This is a genomic window from Armatimonadota bacterium, assembly GCA_031459715.1.
Taxonomy (GTDB): domain Bacteria; phylum Sysuimicrobiota; class Sysuimicrobiia; order Sysuimicrobiales; family Humicultoraceae; genus Humicultor; species Humicultor tengchongensis.
This window is the reverse complement of the sequence record JAVKIA010000013.1, coordinates 18552-39331: the sequence shown is the minus strand read 5'-3', so window position 1 is coordinate 39331 and position 20780 is coordinate 18552. Positions and strand designations below refer to the sequence as shown.

Annotated in this window: 16 protein-coding genes; 2 read left to right on the top strand and 14 right to left on the bottom strand. The window is 69.5% G+C overall.

All coding sequences use genetic code 11. The features are described from left to right. The first annotated feature begins 32 nt into the window (after positions 1-32). Both QN152_06845 and rbsK read left to right on the top strand, forming a co-directional pair. On the top strand, positions 33-1268 hold the full coding sequence (locus QN152_06845; GenBank protein ID MDR7539236.1) for a damage-control phosphatase ARMT1 family protein: 1236 nt from the start codon (positions 33-35) through the stop codon (positions 1266-1268). 5 nt (positions 1269-1273) lie between these two features. Then, positions 1274-2212: a ribokinase gene (gene rbsK / locus QN152_06840; protein ID MDR7539235.1), complete on the top strand. Its 939-nt coding sequence runs from the start codon at positions 1274-1276 to the stop codon at positions 2210-2212. A 4-nt stretch (positions 2213-2216) separates the two neighbouring features. Here the strand turns inward: rbsK and QN152_06835 are convergent, their stop codons facing one another. From QN152_06835 to QN152_06770, 14 genes are all read right to left on the bottom strand, one after another. Continuing rightward, a complete protein-coding gene (locus QN152_06835; GenBank protein MDR7539234.1) occupies positions 2217-2972 on the bottom strand; it encodes a DUF364 domain-containing protein in 756 nt (251 codons plus the stop codon). A 23-nt stretch (positions 2973-2995) separates the two neighbouring features. Continuing rightward, a complete protein-coding gene (locus tag QN152_06830) occupies positions 2996-4009 on the bottom strand; it encodes an LLM class flavin-dependent oxidoreductase (protein MDR7539233.1) in 1014 nt (337 codons plus the stop codon). Further along, positions 4006-5334 (bottom strand): amidohydrolase family protein, encoded by a 1329-nt coding sequence (locus QN152_06825; protein ID MDR7539232.1) that lies wholly within the window; start codon positions 5332-5334, stop codon positions 4006-4008. The genes QN152_06830 and QN152_06825 overlap by 4 nt, the downstream gene beginning before the upstream one ends. Before the next feature lie 33 nt (positions 5335-5367). Continuing rightward, a complete protein-coding gene (gene xdh, locus QN152_06820) occupies positions 5368-7965 on the bottom strand; it encodes a selenium-dependent xanthine dehydrogenase (GenBank protein ID MDR7539231.1) in 2598 nt (865 codons plus the stop codon). An 80-nt stretch (positions 7966-8045) separates the two neighbouring features. Next, positions 8046-9023, bottom strand: coding sequence for an ornithine carbamoyltransferase (locus QN152_06815; protein MDR7539230.1), 978 nt, complete (start codon positions 9021-9023; stop codon positions 8046-8048). A 4-nt stretch (positions 9024-9027) separates the two neighbouring features. Next, positions 9028-9981, bottom strand: coding sequence for an aspartate carbamoyltransferase (pyrB, locus tag QN152_06810; GenBank protein ID MDR7539229.1), 954 nt, complete (start codon positions 9979-9981; stop codon positions 9028-9030). A gap of 28 nt (positions 9982-10009) precedes the next feature. Beyond that, entirely contained in the window at positions 10010-11431 is a 1422-nt protein-coding gene (locus tag QN152_06805; protein ID MDR7539228.1) for a pyridoxal-phosphate dependent enzyme, read from the bottom strand. After that, positions 11428-12924: a pyridoxal-phosphate dependent enzyme gene (locus QN152_06800; protein ID MDR7539227.1), complete on the bottom strand. Its 1497-nt coding sequence runs from the start codon at positions 12922-12924 to the stop codon at positions 11428-11430. The genes QN152_06805 and QN152_06800 overlap by 4 nt, the downstream gene beginning before the upstream one ends. 23 nt (positions 12925-12947) lie before the next feature. Then, positions 12948-13841, bottom strand: a complete 894-nt coding sequence (locus QN152_06795; GenBank protein MDR7539226.1) for an ABC transporter permease — start codon at positions 13839-13841, stop codon at positions 12948-12950. Further along, entirely contained in the window at positions 13838-14779 is a 942-nt protein-coding gene (locus QN152_06790; protein MDR7539225.1) for an ABC transporter permease, read from the bottom strand. Before QN152_06790 ends, QN152_06795 begins: the two co-directional genes overlap by 4 nt. Before the next feature lie 15 nt (positions 14780-14794). Then, complete coding sequence (locus QN152_06785; protein MDR7539224.1) at positions 14795-16366, bottom strand: ABC transporter substrate-binding protein; 1572 nt, start codon at positions 16364-16366, stop codon at positions 14795-14797. A gap of 109 nt (positions 16367-16475) precedes the next feature. Next, positions 16476-17867, bottom strand: coding sequence for a dihydropyrimidinase (gene hydA / locus QN152_06780; protein ID MDR7539223.1), 1392 nt, complete (start codon positions 17865-17867; stop codon positions 16476-16478). A gap of 279 nt (positions 17868-18146) precedes the next feature. After that, entirely contained in the window at positions 18147-19295 is a 1149-nt protein-coding gene (locus tag QN152_06775) for a PQQ-dependent sugar dehydrogenase (protein MDR7539222.1), read from the bottom strand. A 132-nt stretch (positions 19296-19427) separates the two neighbouring features. Next, the gene (locus tag QN152_06770) at positions 19428-20624 is read right to left on the bottom strand and encodes a DEAD/DEAH box helicase (protein ID MDR7539221.1); all 1197 of its coding nucleotides are present in this window, start codon (positions 20622-20624) and stop codon (positions 19428-19430) included. Positions 20625-20780: the final 156 nt, after the last annotated feature.

Here is a 20780-nt window from a genome sequence, read left to right as displayed (position 1 = left end):
CAGGTCGCCGCTGCACCCGGGGGCGCAGTGACGTGAGCGTGTCCGACATCCCGGCCCCGGCTATCGACCCGCACCTCCTTCCGCCTCCCATCCTGACCTCTGAGCCCAACTCCTTCGCACAGTATACGTTCAGGGTGCGAGTGCCGAACATCATCCAGCAGGTCATGGAGCTGAATCCGTTTCCGCCGGAGATCAGGAGGGCGCTGGAGGAGCTGGGCAACGAAATTGCAGGCAGCGTCATCCGCTCCCTGGGGGAGCGAGCGCGGGATAGGGCGTTCTGGGACACGGTATCACAACCGTACCTGAGGCGAAGCTGGTTTGAGGTTCCCTGGTATTGGGCAGAGGCGTTCTTCTACCGTCGCGTGCTGGAGGCCACCCGCTATTTCCAGCCTGGCCCCTGGTATGCGTTTGACCCCTTTGCGGTGATGAAACGAGCTGAACTGGAGCTGGAGCGGGCTCCCCGACTGGTAGACTCGCTGTGCCGGGAGCTCCCTGATGATACGCTTCAACGCTTCTGGCGACTGCTCCATGCCAGTTTGTGGGGAAACCGCATGGACCTGAGTTTCCCCGCGACGGTGGCCTGCGGGCGCGAAGTTGGAGTCAGGCACGACCAGGCCAGGCTGATCGTCGATGAGTCTGCGTGGGTGTGGGAGCGTTTGGCGTCACAGCAATTACAGCGCGTCGCCATCCTCGTCGACAATGCCGGCACGGAACTACTCATGGATGTGGCCCTGGCAGATTTCCTGCTGGCGGGGGGCCTGGCCCGCACCGTGGTCCTGCACCTCAAGATGCACCCCTTCTTCGTCTCTGACGCTACCCCGGCCGACCTGCATGCCGCGCTGGCGGCCCTGCCCCCGGCCGGTGACGCAGCCCAGGGACTGCACGACCGCATCGTCGCCCACCTGCGTGCCGGCCGCCTGACACTGCAGACGCACTGGTTTTACACCAGCTGCCTGTTCTATTTCCAGCTGCCTGCGGATCTCCGCCAGGAACTCGCCGGCGCAGATCTCGCCATCCTGAAGGGCGATCTGAACTACCGCCGGCTGCTGGGGGATGCCCACTGGCCTCCCACCGCATCGTTCCGACACGCCACCTCCTACTTCCCCACGGCATTCGTGACCCTGAGGACATTGAAATCGGAATTGATCACCGGGCTGCGGGAAGGCCAAGCGGAAGTCCAGCAGAGCATGGACCCGTTGTGGCTCATCGACGGCCGGTGGGGGGCGATCCAGACCGGTGGATACCCGCAGACAATACTCGTGAGGTGAAATCCATGCAGGCCACGGAGCCGTGGGTCTGTGTGCTTGGGGCTTCCAATATGGACCTGTTGACGAAGGTGCCCCGGTTACCCAAGCTGGGAGAGACCCTGATCGGCCGGTTCTTCCACCTGGGCTGCGGAGGGAAGGGCGCCAATCAGGCGGTGATGGCCCGCAAGCTCGGGGCCAGGGTAACGATGATTACCAAGCTCGGCCGGGATATGTTCGGGGAATACATCTTCAGGAACTACCAGCAGCAGGGCATCGACACCACATACGTGCTGTGGGATGAACAACGCTTCTCCGGCGTGGCCCCCATTTTCGTCGACGACGAGGGGCGCAATATGATCGTAATCGTCCCCGGCGCCAACTTCGGCCTCACCCCCGAGGATGTCCACCGGGCCCGAGAGGCCATTACCAGGGCGGATGTGGTCGTCTGCCAACTCGAGGTGCCGCTGGAGGTGACCGCCGAGGCACTGCGGCTGGCCAAGCAGGACGGACGAGCGCTGACCATATTCAATCCCGCGCCGGGACAACCTCTTCCCCAGGAACTGGTCAGGCTGAGTGACGTGATCGCCCCCAACGAGACAGAGGCCGAGGCCATTACGGGCCTCCCCATCCGGGACCTTCCCCACGCCGAGAGTGCCGCCCGGCAACTGCTGGCTACCGGTGCTGGGGCTGCAATCATCACGCTGGGGGAGCGAGGCGCCCTGGTGGCAGATCCGGCCGGCGTCACGCTGGCGCCTGCAATTCCCGTCAAGGCCGTGGATTCCACGGGCGCGGGCGATGCCTTCATCGGCACCCTGGCGTATTTTCTGGCTCAGGGAGCGCCGCTACGGCGGGGGGTGCATCTGGCCAATGCGGCGGCCGCCATCTCGGTGACGCGGGTGGGAACCCAGGTGTCATTCCCCTGGCGTGCTGAGCTTGACGCATTCCTGGAGACCCTGCCGCAGTAGCTCCTCACTGCAGGGCTAGTGAGGGTTTCCGCATGGTCACCAGCCGCACGCCGTGGGGTCGGATCTGGAGGAAGTTGCCCCCCTGGCGGACGACCCGCACCACCGCGTCCACGTTCTCCACGGAGGCACCCGAGATGACGTCCACCCCGTGGGCGAACAGCACCGGTGACAGCGGCGTGCTCGGGCCCAGGACCACCACCAGCGCGCCCGGGCGGCGCAGCGCCACCAGCCCCTCAAAAGTGTGGTTGATCAGCGTGGTCCCGCTGAGGGCCAGGACGTCGGCCTGCGGGATGATCTCCGGGGCGGCCGCCACAGGCAGGTCCTCCTCCCGCGGGTGCTGCTCCAGGACCCACAGCGCGCCCACGCGCTCCTTCAGCCGCGGGACAAAGGGGAAGTGGCCCACCAGGACCACGCGATTTCCCGCTCCCTGCGCGGCGATAATCTCCTCGGCATTCAGCGGCTCCCACCACTGCTCGGAGGGCGGCAGCAGGGCGTTGATGGCGGCCATCCCCACCGCCGCCTCCATGGGACTCGCCGATCGGGCCAGCCCGGCCAGCTCCCGGGGGCTGCGCTCGGCCAGGGCGCCCGCATCCCGGATGGCCGGTCCCCGCCCGTAGTGGTGGTCGTCCTCGTGCGGCGTGGAGGCCAGGCCGCACCGCCTGCGCCCGCCGCTTCTCGCCACCACCGCCGTCCAGAAGGCCGCCACCAGGACATCCTCCAGGACCCCCTCGGGCAGCCCGGCCAGGAGGTCGTCAATCACTCCCACGTGCGTCCGTGTGCAGCTTAGAACTGTCCGCCGGCGAAGGCGTCGATCATGGCCCAGACGTCGTCGCCCAGCGGGTAGAGGATGGGGCAGGTGCACCCTGCGGCCACGTACTCCCGGACCTTGGCCCGGCACTCCTCCGGAGTGCCCGAGGCGGTGATCATCTGCACCACCTCGTCGGGCACAAGCCGCATGGCCCTGCGGATCTCCTCCGGGCCCGCCGGCCAGGTGAGCACCCTGCCGATCTCTTCCAGCAGCGCTTCGTCCACCCCGCTGGCCTTCATGATGTGCGGCTGCTGCCCCAGGTACTGGGTGACCAGCTCCCGCGCCCGGTCCAGGGCGGCCTCGCGGTTGGGGTCCAGGGAGCAGACCACCAGCTGCGGCCGGTCGATCTCCTCCACCCGCCGCCGGGCGCGGGCGGCGCCGGCAGCCAGGGCGACCAGGGCCTGGGCGTTGTACGCGGGGCTGACCAGGTAGTTCAACAGCACGCCATCGGCGATCTCCCCGGCCAGCTCCATCATCTTCATCCCCGTGGCCCCGATGTAGATGGGGATCTGCCGCGGGGCGCGGTTCCCGTGCACGATGTCGATCTCGATGTCGCTGACGTGGACGAACTCGCCGTGGAAGGTCACCCGCTCCATGCGCATCAGCCGGCGCACCACCTCCACCACCTCGCGCATGGCCTGCAGAGGCCGCCGCCGGTCTACCCCCACCTTGGAGGCCAGCGGCTCCCACCAGGCGCCAATGCCCAGCATCACCCGCCCCGGGGCCAGGTCGTCCAGGGTGACGAAGGTGGCTGCCATCAGGGCGACGTTGCGCGTCCAGAGGTTGATCACCCCGCTGCCCACCTTGATCCGCTCGGTCACCGCGGCGAAGGCCGCCAGGGGGATGGTGGCCTCGCGCACCAGCCGGCTCTCCGCCTGCCAGACGGCCTCGAAGCCTCGCCGCTCCGCGTAGCGCACGTACTCCATCCCGTCGCGGATGGGGTGCTTGTCCTGCAGGTAGAGGGCCACCCGCCCCTCGCTGCTGATCATCCCGGACCTCCCGCAGGTACGAAGTCGTGCGGACCGATTTCCTCCAGCCGGCCCCACAGGCGCCGGGCCTGCCGTGCGGCTGTGGCGGCGACCGCCTCCTGGTCCACCCGCACAAGGCGTCGGTCGGCCACCACCAGCTCACCCGCCACCAGCACGTCGCGCACCAAGCGGGCGGACAGGCCAAACAGCCAGTGCCCGGCCACATTCTCTTCCTGCAGGGGCGTGGGCGGCGTGTACTGCAGCACCGCCAGGTCGGCGGGCGCGCCGGGGGTGATGCGCCCCAGCAGCGGCTCGGCGAAGATCTGCCCGGCCAGGTCGGCGCCGGCGGCCAGGCGCTGCAGCGGCCAGGTCGGGGAGAGGAAGATCTCCTCTTCCCTCCCCCGCCAGTAGGCGGCCTGCGACTCAGCGAACATGTCGGAGCCGATCCCGTCCGTCCCCAGCACCACCCGCGGGCCCAGTCGGTGGAGCGGCGCGTGCCCCACGGCGTTGTGCATGTTGGAGCGGGCATTGTGAGCCACGGTCGCCCCGCGCTCCCCGATGAGGGCGGCCTCGGCCCCATCCACGTGCACACAGTGCGCCAGGACGGCGCCTCCGTCCAGGGCCCCGGCCTCCGCCAGGCGGTGCACCACTCGCCGGCGGAAGCGGGCCTCGGCGTCCCGCTCGTCTACGGGATCCTCCGCGACGTGGATGTGCACACCGCGTGAGGCTTCCCGGGCCAGGGCCACGCAGGCGGCCAGCGTCTCCCGGGAGAGGGTGAAGGAGGCGTGGGCGCCCACCAGGCCGCGGGCCAGCGGCCGCTGCTCCCGGAGGAAGCGGGCGTTCTCCCGCAGGCCGGCGCCCGCCCGCTCCGGGCCGTCGCGGTCGGTGACCTCGTAGCAGAGGACCGAGCGCAGGCCCAGTTCCTCCAGGGCCTCGGCGATCACGTCCAGGGAGCCGTCGATGGCGTTGGGGGAGGCGTGGTGGTCGATCACGGTGGTGGTGCCGGCCAGCAGCGCCTCCATCCCCGCCACCAGAGCCGAGGCCCTGATGCTCTCCTCATCCAGGGCACGGTCCAGCCGCCACCACACCCGCTGCAGGATCTGCAGGAAGTTCGCCGGGGGAGGCAGGCGATAGGGCATGCCCCTGGCCAGGGCGGAGTAGAGGTGCGTGTGCGCGTTGACGTTGCCGGGGACGACCAAGCACCCGGAGCAGTCGCGCCGCGGAACGCCTGTGGGAACCGCGCCCAACGCCGCCACGCGGCCCTCTTCGATCAGCACATCCACTGTGGCCAGCCGCGCCGGGTGCAGCGCGGTCAGCACGGTCCCCCCGCACAGCGCCAGGCTCACGGCGGACTCACCGGGGTCGCAGGCTCGCCCGCCTCACGATGAGGCCACCCGCGCCGGCACGCGCTTTGGAGCCACCACACGCGCGGCAGCGGAGTCCCGCATGGGCAGGCGGGTGCGGCGTACGCCGTCGAAGGCGTACAGGGCCGCCGCCACCGCGGAGGCTGTGGGCACCATTCCCGCCTCCCCCACCCCCTTGGCCCCGTAGGGCCCCTCGGGCTGGGGCTCCTCGATGAATATGCATTCCACCTCCGGCATGGCCGCGGGAGGGATGATGCCCAGGGACTTGAGGGTGTCGGTGACGGGCACCCCGCCTTGCACCACCAGTTCCTCTGAGAGCGCAAAGCCCAGCCCCATGTGGATCGCCCCCTGGATCTGCCCCTCCAGCAGGGTGGGGTTGATCACCCGGCCCACGTCGTGCGCGGCCACCACCCTGGCCACCCGGCCCCGCTCGTCCAGAATGACCACCTGGGTCGCCCAGCCGTAGGCGAAGTGGGTGATAGGGTTCTCCACCCCAAGCTTGGTGGTCCAGTCCACGAGGAACTCCCCGTAGAACTCCTGCCCGGCCAGGTCCTCCAGGCGCCTGCCGCCTAGCGCAGCCTTGAGCCTGCGCGCCGCCTCGATCACGGCGCGGCCGCCCAGGGCCGTGGAGCGGGAGGCGGTGCACTGCCCGGTGTCCAGTTCGCGGATGGTGTCTACCACCACGCGCACACGGTCGGCCGGCAGCCCCAGCTCCTGGCAGGCGATCTGCTGCAGCGCCGTGTGCACCCCCTGCCCCATCTCCGTCCAGGAATGAAAGAGGGTGACGGCGCCGTCTGGTTCCACCCGCAGGATGGCCTTACCGTACTCTTTCAGCCCGTTGCCCACCCCGGTGTTTTTCAGGCCGCAGGCGATCCCGGCGTAGCGGGCGGAGCGGTAGATGTCCCGCACTGCCAGCAGTGTCTTCTTCAGCCCCACCCCGGGGCCAAGCTTCTGCCCCGTGGCGAAGACCTCTCCGGTCTCCAGGGCGTTGCGCCAGCGCATCTCCCATCCGTCGATGCCCACCCGCTCCGCCAGGATGTCCATCATCCCCTCCATGGCGAAGTTGACCTGGGGGACACCGAAGCCGCGCATGGCGCCCGCCGGCGGGTTGTTGGTGTAGACCGCAGTGGCCTCCACGTCCACGTGGGGCACCTTGTACGGACCGCAGGCGTGGCCGGCGGCGCGCTCCAGCACCTTGTCACCGACGCTGGCGTAGGCGCCGGTGTCGCCGACGATGCGGGCGCGGACAGCCAGCAGGTGCCCTTCGGCGTCGCAGCCCACCGTGTAGGTCATGGTCAGGGGGTGGCGCTTGGTGTGGAAGCGGATGCTCTCCCGGCGGGAGAGCGCCACCAGCACCGGCCGGCCGGTGAGCCGGGCAAGGAGTGCGGCGTGGCACTGGACGTTGAGGTCCTCCTTGGCCCCGAACGCCCCCCCGTTGCTCACCTGGGTGACCCGCACCCGCTCTTCGGGGAGGGCGAGGAAGGAGGCCACCTGCCGCCGGTCATCCCAGGGCCCCTGCCCCTGGGAGTAGACGTGCACGCCCCCGTCCTCCAGGGGGACCGCCAGCGCGGCCTCCGGCTCCAGGAAGGCGTGCTCCACGAACTGAGTCTGAAATGTCTCGGTGGCCACGTGCGCTGCCGTAGCCAGCGCGGCGTCCACATCTCCCCGCCTGACCCGGGAGACGGAGAGGACGTTGCCGCCCTCGTGGAGCTGCGGGGCCCCCGGGGCCAGGGCGGCGAAGGGGTCGGTCACCGGCTCTAAGACCTCGTAGTCCACCTCCACCAGCGCCGCGGCCTCCCGCGCGGCCGCCCGGCTTGTCGCCGCCACCACGGCCAGCACGTCACCCACGTAGCTGGTGACCTCCCCCTCGGCGACGAACTGCCGCCAGTCCCTGGTGATCAGCCCCTGCCGGCGCTGCCCGGGTACATCCCGCCAGGTGGCCACGGCGACGACTCCGGGACAGGCGGCGGCCCTGCTGGTGTCGATCCGCAGCACCCTGGCCCGGGGATGGTCGGACCAGCGGACCGCCCCGTAGAGCATCCCCGGCAGACGCATGTCGTTGACGTAAGGTTTCGTGCCCAGGGCCAGCTCGCGCCCCTGATACCTTCCGGTGCGCGACCCCACCCGCCCGCTCCAGTCGGGGGCAGGGATGGGCTCACCGCGTCGCGCGGCGGCGGCAAGGCGGATGGCCTCGACGATCTTGATGTAGCCGGTGCAGCGGCAGAGGTTGCCGGCCAGGGCGCGGAGGATCTCCTCCCGTGAGGGAGCGGGGTTGCGCTGCAGCAACGCCTCCGCCTTCATCACGATCCCCGGCGAGCAGAAGCCGCACTGGGAGGCTCCGGCGACGACGAAGCACTCGGCCCACTGGGCCCGGCGCTCCTGGGGCAGGCCCTCCAGGGTGGTCACCCGCCGGCCGGCCACGCGCGCCGCCGGCTGGGCGCAGGAGACCGCCGCCCTGCCGTCCACCAGCACTGTGCACGCGCCGCAGGAGCCCTCCGGGGCGCAGCCGTCCTTCATGGAGGTGAGCCCGCAGCGCTCCCGCAGCACCTCCAGGAGGCTCTCCCCCTCGCGCGCCTCCACAGAGACCGGCCGGCCGTTCAGGATGAACTCCATAGCCCTGCACCCCCTCCAGCCCTGCGGGTGTGCTCCGACTTCTTCCCTACCGCCCTCCCTCCCAGGATAGCAGCCGCAGGCTATGACATGGTTAGCGCCATAACCGCCTTCTGCACGTGCAGGCGGTTCTCCGCCTGGTCGTAGACCACCGACTGCGGCCCGTCGATCACCTCGTCGGTCACCTCGATGTTCCGGTCGGCCGGCAGGGGGTGCATGTAGATGGCGTCGTCGCGGGCCAGCCGTATCCGCCGCGCGTCGGTGATCCAGTCCTGGTAGCGGGCGGCCAGCGCCGCCCCCTCGGCATCGCTCTGCACGGTGAGCAGCGGCCCCCAGCTCTTGGCGTAGATGACGTCGCTGTCCCGGAAGCCTGCGTCGAAGTCGTCCAGGATCTCGAAGCCGGCGCGGGCGCGGCGGGCGTTCTCCTGCGCCTGGGCCACGATCTCCGGCATGAGCTGGAAGCCCGGGGGGTGCACCAGGCGTACGTTCATGCCGAAGCGCGGCGCCAGCAGGATCAGGCTCTGGGGGACGCTGATGGGCTTCTGGTAGCTGGCGGCGTAGGCCCAGCTCACGGTAATGGTCCTGCCGCGGGGGTCTCCCTGCTTTTCGATGATAGTGAGGATGTCCGCCAGAATCTGGAACGGGTGGTAGATGTCGCACTGCATGTTCAGCACGGGCACCCGGCTGGCCGCGGCAACTTCGCGGATGTAGCGGTTGCCCTGCCCCCAGTCCACGTGGCGGATGGCGATGCCGTCGTTGTACCGGCCCAGGATCTCACCGATCTCCTTGGGGGTGTCCCCATGGGCGATCTGGGTGGTGCGGCTCTCGATGAACTGGGCGTGCCCGCCCAGCTGGGCCATCCCCGCCTCGAAGGACGCCCGGGTGCGGGTGCTGGCGTAGAAGAAGAGCATGGCCAGAACCTTGTCCCGCAGCAGGGGGTGCGGCTGCCCCAGCGCCCGCTGCCGCTTCAGGTCCAGGGCCACGGAAAGGACGGTGTCGATCTCCTCCTTGGTCCACTCCTGCAGCGTGATCAGGTCCCGTCCGCGCAGCTGCGTCTGCATCGGCCTACTCCACCGCTCCCAGCACCAGGGCCAGCAGGGCCATGCGCATGACCACTCCGTTGAAAGCCTCGATCCAGTAGCGGGCGTGGCGGGTGGCGTCAACGTCTGTGGGCAGCTCGTCCATCCGGGGCAGGGAGTGCAGGACAATGGCGTCCTTCTTGGCCCGGTGACGCAGCATCTCCCGCGTCACCCTGTAGGCGGCGGGCGTGGTCCCCCGCTCCGCGGTGGCCTCCACCCGCGACTGGGTGTAGTCCGCCTGCACCACCGGCTCCATGTAGATCACGTCCGCCTCGGCAATGACGTCCTCCACCGCGGGGACCTCGGTGTAGCGGACGTTGCGCTCATCCAGCTCCGCTTTGAACTGGGGCTGGAGGCTCATCTCCGGGGGGGAGACGATGAACGCCTCCATGTCGAACTGGGAGGCGGCGTACAGCAGGGAGTGCATGGTGCGCATGCGCATGTCGCCCACGCAGAGCACCTTCAGCCCGTCCAGGGTGCCCCGCTCCCCCCAGATGGTGTAGAGGTCGGTGAGCACCTGGGTGGGGTGCTCCCCCCAGCCGTCGCCGCAGTTGATCACGGGGACGGAGGCCCAGCGGGCCGCCTCCGCCGGAGCGCCCTGCTGGAAGTGGCGCATGGCGATCACGTCGCCGTAGTACTCCAGCATGTGCACCGTGTCCTTGATGGACTCCTGGTAGAAGTCGCCGGCGCGGGTCATCTTTACGTCGGAGAAGCCGACCACCCGTCCCCCCAGCCGGTGCATGGCCGCCTCGGTGGCCAGCCGGGTGCGGGTGCTGGGCTGGTAGAAGGCGGTCACCAGGATCTTCTCCTTCAACAGGTCGCCGTTGCGCCGATCCCGGGCGTAGGGCTTCAGCTCCTCGCATACCTGGAAGACCCGGAAGTACTCCATCCGCTCGAAGTCCTTCAGCGAGAGGATGTCCCGACCGAGAAAGCTCCTCATCGTTCCTGCCTCCTTGTCTGTGTCCCTCCTAGCGTTGCACTCCCGTAAAGAGCACGGCCACCCGCTCCTGCGGGTCCACCTGACCACCGCGCACCAGCTGCAGCAGCCCGGCCAGGCCCGCGGAGCCGGTGGGGTCCACAGCGATCCCGGTGGCAGAGCGCGCCAGGGCGTGGGCCTCCAGCAGCTCCTCCTCACTCACCGCCAGGGGATAGCCTCCGCTGACCACCATCCCCCGCACCACCGCCGCCCAGTCGTAGGTCTCGTCGTCGATGATCCCCCCGGCGACGCTGCGCGGCTCCGCCTCCCACGGCCACATGAACTGCGAGCGGTGGGTGACGGCGTAGTTCAGCTCCTCCGCCACCTGAGGCGATGTGGCGTGGTCCCGGATAAGGTCGGCCCGCTCCCGCGCTCCTCCCGGGGGAGCGGGCCCGCGGCCCTCCTCCCGTCCGATGCGTTCCAGGATACGGCCAGCCACCCCGTCGTAGGCGCGCACCAGAGGCTGGACGGCCCGGGCCTGCACGGCGTGGATGCGCGGCAGGTGCGCCAGCACCCCCAGCTCCCGGGCGTCCTCCAGGGCCTGAACGACCGCGCTGGCCAGCGCGCCGCCCCCCACCTGCACGAAGACCCGGTCCAGCCCCTGGCCCCCCGCCAGCGCGGCAACCATCTCGTAGCCCAGGGTCTTGCCCCCTTCGATGGTCAGTCCGTTGTCGCTGCCCTGGCAGGTGAACGGTAGCGCGCCCTCGCGTACCGCCTGCCGCAGCCGGTGGTAGGTGGGGTCCCCCGGGGTACCCGCTTCCCGCGGGCAGATGGTGAGCTCCGCCTCCAGGGCGCGTAGGCGGGCCACCACTTTGGGGTCGGCCACCGTGGGAATGAAGACCCGCAGCGGTCTCCCCGCGGCCCGGGCCACCACCGCCGCCGCCAGGGCGGCGTTGCCGCAACTGGCGATGGCCAGGTGCGCCCCCCGCCCCGCCGGTGCCGGACCGACCCGCTCCACCACCTCCAGGTACAGCAGCAGCCCCATGAGGTGACGGGCCTTGTGCGAGCCGGAGACATTGCCCGTCTCGTCCTTCACCCACACCCCCCCGCCGGAGGCGAACCCGAGGCGCCGGGAGAGGTCGTCCTGCCGCCCGAACGGCGTGACCACAAATCCTCGTCCGTTCACGGCGGCCACGGCCCCGTCCAGCTCCTGCACCAGGGCCACGTAGGCCGCATCGTCCATACCACGGGCGGCCGCAAGGTGGTAGGAGTGCAGCAGGGTGCGGAAGCGGAGGAAAGGGTTGGCCTCCCCACCTTCCGGCCAGCGCAGGCGCGGCCAGTCCAGCCGTACCGTCATCACGTGGTCGGTGTCGTCGCCGGGGACGGCGTTGGGGCAGCGGAAGGGATAGGGCTCGTCCCCCCGGGCCTGGTAGCCGCAGCCCGCACAGACCACGGCGGAGGGCAGTGTGCTCACAGCGCCTCCGCGGCCCGGGTGCGGCCGTTGAACTCCTCAATCATCCCGTCCCAGATAGGGAGAATCTGCCGCATCTGCTGCCAGAAGCGCTGCTCCCGGCGGGCTTCGAACTCCTCCAGAGAGACGCCCTGCTGCTCCACCCAGGTGAAGTAGCCCAGGTTGAAGATACGGTTGCGCTCGGTCTGATCACACTCCCGCAGGTGGTCCACACCGACGCCAAGCAGGCACTCCCCAAACGTCTCCCCGGCCGCCACCATGTCGAAGCCGCGGGGGAAGTAACGGCGTAGGGCCTTCTCCCGCTCGCTGCCGTACATGGCTGCACCGTCGGTGGCCACGGTGACGATGACATCGTCCGGACCCAGGCGGAAGTGCTTGGCCGTCTTGATGGCCGCCACTACGTTGCAGATGCTGGACAACCCCAGAGCCGACAGATGCTGCAGGACCTCCTGCGGCACGCCGCGGGTGGCCAGGTACTCCTGTCCCACCGGGGTATTGAACAGCACGTCCAGGCGGTCGGTGCTGCGGTCGGAGACCGCCAGCACCACGTCGGTGTTCAGCACGTTGTGGATCAGGGGGATGTGCTTGTCGCCGATCCCCTGGATGTTGTGCTCGCCGAAGCCGTTGTACAGCATTGTGGGACACTCCAGAGCCTCCGCCGCCACGATGCGCGCGCCGTAGTGCTCCTTGAGGTAATCTCCCGCCCCCAGGGTGCCCGCCGAGCCCGAGGCAGCCACGAAGGCCTGCAGGCGCAGTGCCGGTGACCGGCGCTGCAGGCTCTCGAAGAGGTGGCCCAGGGCCCGCCCGGTTACCAGGTAGTGGATGAGATGGTTGCCGAACTCGGAGAACTGATTGAAGATGATGTTTTGCGGGTCGCGCGACAGTTCGTGGCACTTGTCGTAGATCTCCTTGACGTTGCTCTCCGTGCCCGGGGTACGGATGATGTCCGCGGGGTCGGCCACCCACCGTTCCAGCCAGGTGAAGCGCTCCCGGCTCATCCCCTCGGGGAGCACAGCGATACCGCGGCAGCCCATGATGCGGGAGATGGCCACCCCGCCGCGGGCGTAGTTGCCGGTGGAGGGCCAGACCGCCCGGTGTGCTGTGGGGTCGAACTGCCCGGTGATGATCCGCGGCGCCAGGCAGCCATAGGCCGCCAGCACCTTGTGCGCCCGGATCATGGGAAAACGGTCGCCCAGGGCTATGACGATGCGCGCCTCCACCCCGGTGAGCACCGGGGGGAGGATCAGGTGGTCGGGCAGGGAGACCGACTGGCGGCGGTCGGCCCCGTTGTACCAGTGGACGCGGAAGAGGTTCAGCGGGTGGGGTGCGTCGGGGTCCACATCCGCCAGGGCAGTGCGGATGCCGGCCGGAATTCGCGCGGGGTCGGCCAGCTGGGCGAAGGTGGGCAGCAGGATCTTCGCCTCCCGGAACCGCTCCACCGCATGGGCGTAGACCTGCGGATCCACGATCTCCCGTTCCAGTCCCAGCCTGCGCATCGGCCTCTCCTTCTCCTCCTCCGCTACGCGCCGCCGGCGCGCACCAGCCGCGGGTCCAGGATGTCCCGCAGCCCGTCCCCGAACAGGTTCAGCCCGATCACCAGCAGCATGATGGCCAGCCCCGGGAAAATGGTAATCCACGGTGCCTGGCCCATGTAGACCCGCCCCCCGCTGAGGATGGTGCCCAGACTGGGCACGTGCGGCGGGACGCCAGCCCCCAGGAAGCTCAGCAGGGCCTCACCCAGAACAGCATAAGCAAAGATAAAGGTACCCTGCACAACGGCCGGAGAGAGACAGTTGGGCAGGACGTGCCGCACCATGATCAACCCCTCCGGGAGTCCCAGCGCCTGCGCCGCGGTGACGTACTCGAACTCGCGCACCACCAGCACGCCGCCCCGCACCACCCGGGCCATCCGCGGCGAGTAGACCACCCCCAGGGCCACGGCCACGTTGACGGCGCTGGGCCCCAGGGCGGCCATGAGGGCGATGGCCAGAATCACGGCGGGAAAGGCCATCAGGGCATCCATAACCCGCATCAGGGGATTGTCTAGCCGGCGCACGTAGCCCGCCACCAGCCCCACCGGCAGGCCGATGGACGTACTGAGCAGCAGCACCGCCGCCCCTATGGTCAGGGAAAGGCGGATGCCGTAGAGCACCCGGCTGAAGACGTCCCGCCCGAAGTCGTCGGTGCCGAAGAGGTGGAGCGGCGACGGCCCGCGCAGGCGCTCGCCGATGTTCATGGCCTGCGGGTCGGCGGGTGCCAGCACCCCTGCCAGGAGACCGGCCGCGGCCAGCAGCAGGATGAGGACCCCGCCCAGGAGCACCACCGGGCGTTTGCGCAGCACGCGCCAGCGCAACCGCCAGGGGGAGGGCGCCACTGCGGGGCGCTGGGTGGAGGCGACGGCGCGGCCGCTCAATAGCGGATCCTCGGGTCCACCAGGGCGTAGACCACGTCCACCAGCAGGTTGATCAGCACGTAGGCCAGAGCCACCAGCAGGACGATCCCCTGGATCAGCGGGTAGTCCCGCCGCAGCACCGAGCTCATGAGCAGCTGGCCGATCCCGGGGATGGTGAAGATGGTCTCGGCCACCACGTTGCCGCCCATCATCACCGAGAAGACGATGCCCACCACCGTGACCACTGCGATCAGGGCGTTAGGAAAGGCGTGCCGCAGGGTGACCTGCCGGAAGGCCAGGCCCTTGGCGTGCGCCGTACGGATGTAGTCCTGCGCCACCACCTCCAGCATGGCTGCGCGTGTCATCCGGGCGATGAGGGCCGACTGGACAAAGCCCATGGTAAACGCGGGAAGGAGCAGATACCGCAGAGTGGTCCCCAGCCCTTGGGTAGGGGGGACGTAGCCGGCCACGGGCAGCAGTGCCAAGCGCACGGCGAAGAGAAGAACCAGGTTCAACGCCAGCCAGAACTCGGGGACGGAGACCCCCAGGAAGGCCACCAGGGTAACCGCCTGGTCCAGGGCCGATCCCCGGCGCACGGCGGAGACGATCCCCGCGGGCAGGCCGATGCCCACGGCGAAGAGGATGGCCAGCAGGCTGAGCAGTACCGTAGGCACCAGGTGCTGCCGGATCACCGCAGTGACGGGAAGGCCGAAGAAGATGGACCGCCCCAGGTCGCCGGTGATGATGCGGCGGAACCAGTGCAGCCACTGGGCGGCCAGGGGCTGGTCCAGCCCCAGGTCATGGCGCAGGCGGACCACCGCCTCAGCGGGCGCGTCCGGTCCCAGCATGATCACTGCCGGATCACCCGGGGTGAGGTGCACCAGCAGGAAGACCACGGTGCCGACCAGGGCAACGATCGGCACCGTGGTCACCAGGCGGCGGGCGATGTAGGCCTGCACGCCTCACTGGGCAGGCTAAGGCGTCACCCAGACATTCCAGAAGAACAGGTCGGGGCGGGTAGACAGTCCCTGCACCCCGGGGCGAGCGATGGCCAGGTTGAAGAAGTCGCCGAACTTAATCCCCGGCACATCCTCCCAGTACAGACGCTGCACCTGCTCCCAGATCTGCTTTCGCGCCTGGATGTCGGGCTCCCGGATCAGTCGGCCGATCAGCCGGTCCTTCTCTTCGGTGGTCCACCACCCGGGCCAGGTGGGGCTGATGATCACCGGCTGGATGGGCGGGTCGATGCCCGGGCTGAAAATGAAGGAAGTGCTGAAGACTTCATAGAGGTCGGGGTTGGCGCGGCGCGAGAGGACGGTGGCCCAGTCCAGCACCTGCAGGTCGATGGTGAACCCGGCCTCCGCCAGTTGCTGGCTGGCAATCAGGGCGGGCTTGTAGGCCCAGTCGAAGGCGGCGCTGGTGATCCAGCGCACGGGCTGGCCACGGTAGCCGGCCTCCGCCAGCAGGCGGCGGGCCTCGGCCACGTTGCGCGCGTTGTAGGGCCCGAGACCTGCCCGCGAGTACCATGGCGACTCGCGGAACATCAGGCTGCCGTCCACCCGAAACATCAGGGGGTTGCCGAAGGTGCCGGCCATGATCTTGCTCATGTCCAGCGCGGCCAGGAAGGCCTGACGCATCCGCCGGTCGGTGAAGAGCCCCTTGCGCTTGTTGAACACCGCCATGGGCTGCCCGTAGGGTTTGAGAATGAGCGTGCGCACCCGGGGGTTATTGCGCAGGTCGGCGTAGGCGTCGGCGGTGATGCTCTCCGCGTAGTCGTACTGCCCGGTGAGCACGCCGTTGATCCGCGTCTGCACGTCGGGGACGATGACGAAGCGCAGCCGGTCCACGTAGGCCACCTTCTGCCCGCCGTAGCCGTCGGGCCCTCCGGGGCGCGCCGCGTACCCCTCGAACCGCTCCAGCTCGATCACCTGCCCGGGCTGCCAGCGGACGAAGCGGAACGGTCCCGTGCCGATCAGTTCGGAGAGCTGGGTGATGCGGTTGGTGCCCGCAGCGGTGACCACGGCCTCCGGATAGATCCCGGCCAGCTGGATGGGCTGGGCCAGGGCGGCGATGAGGATGCCCGAAGGCTGCCGCAGACGCACCACCACCGTCCGGGGCCCGCGGGCTTCCACCGCCTCCACGTCGTCGCGGAAGAAGGGCACCGCCACCACGGCCAGCTTCATCCACCGCTGCAGCGAGGCCACCACATCCTGTGCCGTCATCTCCTTACCGTTGTGGAAGCGCACCCCGGAGCGCAGGGTGATGGTGTACTCGCGCCCCCCTTGGCCCACCGTGTAGCCCTCGGCCAGCATGGGGATGATGCGGAAGTTGCGGTCGTAAGTGAACAGGGGCTCGAAGACGTGCCAGCTGACGATCTCCGTCAGGTAGGCCGTGGTGGAATGGATGTCCAGCGCGGGCGGGTCGGCGCTGAGGGCCACGGTCAGGGTGCCCCCGCGGACCGGCGGCGCCGCCTGCGCCCAGCCGCCAAGGGTGGCGGCCAGGAGGGCGGCCAGGACCGACATAACGCACAGACGCCTGTACCTCATCTCTCGACCTCCTCGACGTACCCGTCAGTATGGGCAAACACCACAAATATACTTGAGGGGCTGACCAGAGGCATCGGGTGACCGCAGTAGGCGGACCCGGCCGCCGCGGTCACCCGAAGAAACGCGCCCGCTGGAGGTAGCGGCCGGAGCCGGGGCTGCCCAGGAACTGCTCGCCGTCCACCACCTGCTGCCCGCGCAGCCACACCCCCGCCGGGGCGCCGCGCACCTCCGTCCCCTCAAAGAGGTTGTAGTCCACCCGCATGTGGTGGGTTCGCGCGCTGAGGACGCGTTGCCGCTGCGGGTCCCACAGGACGATGTCCGCGTCCGCACCCACGGCCAGGGTCCCCTTGCGGGGGTAGAGGCCAAAGAGGCGGGCAGGGTTGGTGGCGACAAGCTCGACGAAGCGGTTCAGGGAGATCCGCCCGCCGCCCACTCCGGCATGGTACAGCATCAGCAGGCGGTCCTCGATGGCCGGCACGCCGTTGGGAATTCGGGTGAAGTCGCTGCGACCCAGTGTCTTCTGGCCCTCGAAGCTGAAGGGCGCATGGTCTGTGGAGACCACCGCCAGGGTTCCGTCGCCGAGGCCGCCCCACAGCGCCTCCTGGTCGTCGCGGCTGCGGAAGGGAGGCGAGCAGACGAACTTGGCCCCCTCGAAGCCCGGCCGGTCCAGATCCTCCGCCGTGAAGAAGAGATACTGGATACACGTCTCCGCCCAGGCGCGCTGGCCGCGGGCGCGGGCCAGCCGCACCTGCTCCAGGGCGGCTGCGCAGGTGAGGTGAACGACGTAGACGGGCGCGTCGGCTACCGCCGCCAGGGCCAGGGCCCGCCCGGTGGCCTCGCCCTCAAGTTGCGCCGGTCGCGTCAGCGGGTGGAAGCGGGGCTCCAGGTGGCCGGCGGCCACCGCTTCCCTGATCAACAGGTCGATGACGTCCCCGTTTTCGCAGTGCACCAGGGTGAGCAGGCCATTCCGCCCTGCCTGGCGCAGCACCAGCAAGAGTGTGGTGTCGTCTACCTGCAGCCGCCCCTTGTAGGCCAGCAGGACCTTGACCGAGGTCACCCCCCACTGCGGCAGGAGGGCAATCTCCTGCAGCACCTGCGGCGTGGGGTCGGCGATGGTCATGTGGAAGCCGTAGTCGATGACCGCCTTGCCGGCGGCCTTGGCGTGCCAGAGGTCCAGGGCCTGGCGCAGGCTCGCCCCCTTGGGCTGGATGACAAAGTCGATATGGGCGGTGGTGCCGCCGAATGCGGCAGCCACCTGCCCGCTGTAGAAGTCATCGGCGGTGGTGATCTCCCGTCCGCCCACCTCCAGGGGCATGTCCAGATGGGTGTGCACGTCGATGCCGCCAGGGAGGAGGTACAGGCCGGAGGCGTCCACCACCGGGGCGCCGTCGGCCGACAGCTCGGGGGCGATGGCGGCTATGCGCTCACCGTCTACGAGAACGTCTGCCGCGAAGGTCCGCTCAGCGGTGACGACTGTGCCGCCTCTGAACAGCGTGCGCATGGATCCTCCTGCGACAAGAGAGCGATTCTCCGCTCCCTGCAGCGAAGCCTGCGCGCAACGCCGCCGTGCCAGCGGCCCAGACTCCGGCTCCATCCGTCAACTCGGTGCGACCCGTTTCGTCAGCTCGGCCCTGGCCGAGTTCCCTCCCCTGACCGGAGCGCCGGACCGAAGAGGGCAGGGTAGGAGATGGCAGCGTGATAGAGGGGGAAACAGGGGCAAGCCCGCCGACCCAGGTAACCCCGCCCCGGACGGGGCATGGGAATCGCGCCCGCACACTGACTAGCGGGGCACGATCCGGTAGACTGCGCCCCGGTGGTCCACGACGTAGAGTTCGCCTGCCTGATCTTCCCCGAAGGAGCTGATCTGCAGCTCCGTGGCCAGCAACGTCTCCATCACCCACCGCCCGCCACTCTCCCGCAGGGACCAGAGCTGCCCGCCGCAGTAGTCGGCGAACAGATAGCGCCCCATGAGGTCGGGGATGCGGCTGCCCCGGTAGACGTGGCCGCCTGTGACCGCGCAGCCCAGAGAGGTACGGTACTCGGCGATGGGGAGGATCAGCCCGGCCCGGGAGCAGCCTTCGGGCGGGTCGAAGCAATGGGCGCCCTCCATGATCCGCCAGCCGTAGTTCCCGCCCTTCTCAATCAGGTCGATCTCCTCCCAGCGGTTCTGACCCACGTCGGCCAGGAACAGCCGCCCGCTGCCCCGGTCAAAGGAGAAGCGCCAGGGGTTGCGCAGGCCGTAGGCCCAGATCTCGGGGCGGGCGCCACCGCGGTCGACGAAGGGATTGTCCGGGGGCACACGGTATGGTGTCCCCCCGTCCACATCGATGCGCAGCAGCTTGCCCAGCAGGGTGTCCAGCCGCTGTCCGTTGTTCAGAGGATCCCCGGCGGAACCGCCGTCCCCCATGCCGATGTAGAGCATCCCGTCGGGGCCGAAGATGTTCAGCCCCCCGTTGTGGTTGCGAAAGGGCTGCGAGATCTCCAGCAGGACCCGCTCCGCGGGATCGGCCAGGTCGGGGTCGCCGGCCGAGACGCGGTACTCTGCGATCACCGTGCGCAGGCTGCCGCCGTCGGCGGTGTAGTTGACGAAGAGACGGCCGGTGCGGGCGTACTGCGGGTGGAAGGCCACGCTGAGTAATCCCATCTCCCCCCCAGAGACCACGCGGCGGCGGATGTCCAGGAAGGGGCGCGGCAGCAGCCGCCCGTCGCGGATGAGGCGGATTACGCCGGCCTGTTCGACGACAAAGAGGCGGCCCGACCCGTCCCCGGAGTGGGTCAGGTGCACCGGTGCGCTGAGCCCGGCGACGAGGGGCTGCAGGCGGATGACCACCCCGGGAGCGGCAGCAATCAGGGGGAAGACTGAAGCCAGCACCAGGAAGAGGGCCGGCCCCAACGCGTGCCGGATGGTCCGGCGGAGCCATGCGCGCATCAGGCAGCTCAAATCGCCACCCATCCTAACACAGCAGACGATACTTGGGCATCGCCGGCGCGGACACAGCAGACGACCCGTTCAACAGAGGGGACGATCCTGCCTGGGGCCTTTCCCCGGGTGCGCTCGACCTCAGGCGTAGAGGTTCAGGGGATGGCGCCGCAGCGCGTCCCCCAGGCGGCGCCGCAGCTGGTCGAACATCTCCAGGTCGTGCTGGCCCACGAAGGTGATGGCCGTGCCGTGCCGGCCCATCCGGGCCGTGCGGCCGACACGGTGGATGTAGGTCTCCACGTCCTCCGGCATGTCGAAGTTGATGACGTGCGACACCTGCGGCAGGTCCAGGCCGCGCGAGGCCACGTTGGTAGTGACCAGAAGCGGCGTGCATCCCTGGGCGAAGGCTCGCAGCGCCTGCAGCCGCGCTTCCTGGCGCATCCCGCCGTGTAGCAGGCCGACGGCACGCTCCCGGCCCAGGACTCTGGCCAGCCCCTCCGCGCGGTGCTTGGTGCGTCGGAAGATCACGGCGGAGGGGATCGACTCCCTGACCAGCAGGCGGCGCAGCGCCCGCACCTTGTCTTCCTCCATGACCTCCAGGTAGTACTGCTCCACCGTCTCTACCGTGGGCCTGGGTGCGTCGATGCACACCCACACCGGCTGGCGCATGAACCTCTCGGCCAGGAGCCGGATCGGAGCCGGCATGGTCGCCGAGAAGAGCGCGGTCTGGCGTGCCCCCGGGGTCTGCTGGAGGATTCGGGTGACGTCCGGCAGGAAACCCATGTCCAGCATACGGTCGGCCTCGTCGAGCACCGCCACCGCCACCGTCTGGAGCGTCACGGTGCGGCGCTGCAGGTGATCGAGCAGGCGGCCGGGCGTGGCCACGGCGATGGGCGGGCGGCGGCGCAGCGCGGCCATCTGACGCTCGATCGGCTGGCCGCCGAAGAGGGCGACGGCGGTGAGGTCACGGGCGCTGCCCAGCGCGCGCAGGTCCTCCGCCACCTGCAGGGCGAGCTCGCGGGTGGGTACCAGCACCAGCGCCTGCACCGCCTCGCGCGCCGGGGATAGCCTCTCCACCAGGGGAATCCCGTAGGCGCCGGTCTTCCCCGAGCCGGTCTGAGCTTGCCCTACCAGGTCTCGTCCCGCCGTCAGCAGCGGGATGACCCGGGCCTGAATGGGGGTGGGCTGGCGCCAGCCCAGACGCTCAATGGCACGCAGGGTCTCCGGTCGCAGGGTGAGGCCGCCGAACTGCTCTGCGGCCCTGGGGTGAACAACTGTAGAAATGAGAAACGCCTCCTTCGTACTCCGGTCGCTGGCCGGATGCGGCATGTGCCGCATGAATTGGTGCCGGCATCTGCGCGTGTCTCGCCGGACCAACCCACCACGAAGAAGACCCGCGAAGCACCGCGGGGGACGCGCCCGGGCGTCCCCCGCGAAACGCACTATGACGACAAACGTACCGTAGCAGGTCTGAAGCCAGGCGTCAATAGCCGG

Coding starts and splice junctions, on each gene's coding strand:
- QN152_06785 (MDR7539224.1), bottom strand. CDS start 16,366: ATGAGGTACAGGCGTCTGTGCGTTATGTCGGTCCTGGCCGCCCTCCTG.
- rbsK (MDR7539235.1), top strand. CDS start 1,274: ATGCAGGCCACGGAGCCGTGGGTCTGTGTGCTTGGGGCTTCCAATATG.
- QN152_06775 (MDR7539222.1), bottom strand. CDS start 19,295: ATGCGCGCATGGCTCCGCCGGACCATCCGGCACGCGTTGGGGCCGGCC.
- QN152_06800 (MDR7539227.1), bottom strand. CDS start 12,924: ATGCGCAGGCTGGGACTGGAACGGGAGATCGTGGATCCGCAGGTCTAC.
- QN152_06770 (MDR7539221.1), bottom strand. CDS start 20,624: ATGCGGCACATGCCGCATCCGGCCAGCGACCGGAGTACGAAGGAGGCG.
- QN152_06830 (MDR7539233.1), bottom strand. CDS start 4,009: ATGATCAGCAGCGAGGGGCGGGTGGCCCTCTACCTGCAGGACAAGCAC.
- pyrB (MDR7539229.1), bottom strand. CDS start 9,981: ATGAGGAGCTTTCTCGGTCGGGACATCCTCTCGCTGAAGGACTTCGAG.
- hydA (MDR7539223.1), bottom strand. CDS start 17,867: ATGCGCACGCTGTTCAGAGGCGGCACAGTCGTCACCGCTGAGCGGACC.
- QN152_06815 (MDR7539230.1), bottom strand. CDS start 9,023: ATGCAGACGCAGCTGCGCGGACGGGACCTGATCACGCTGCAGGAGTGG.
- xdh (MDR7539231.1), bottom strand. CDS start 7,965: ATGGAGTTCATCCTGAACGGCCGGCCGGTCTCTGTGGAGGCGCGCGAG.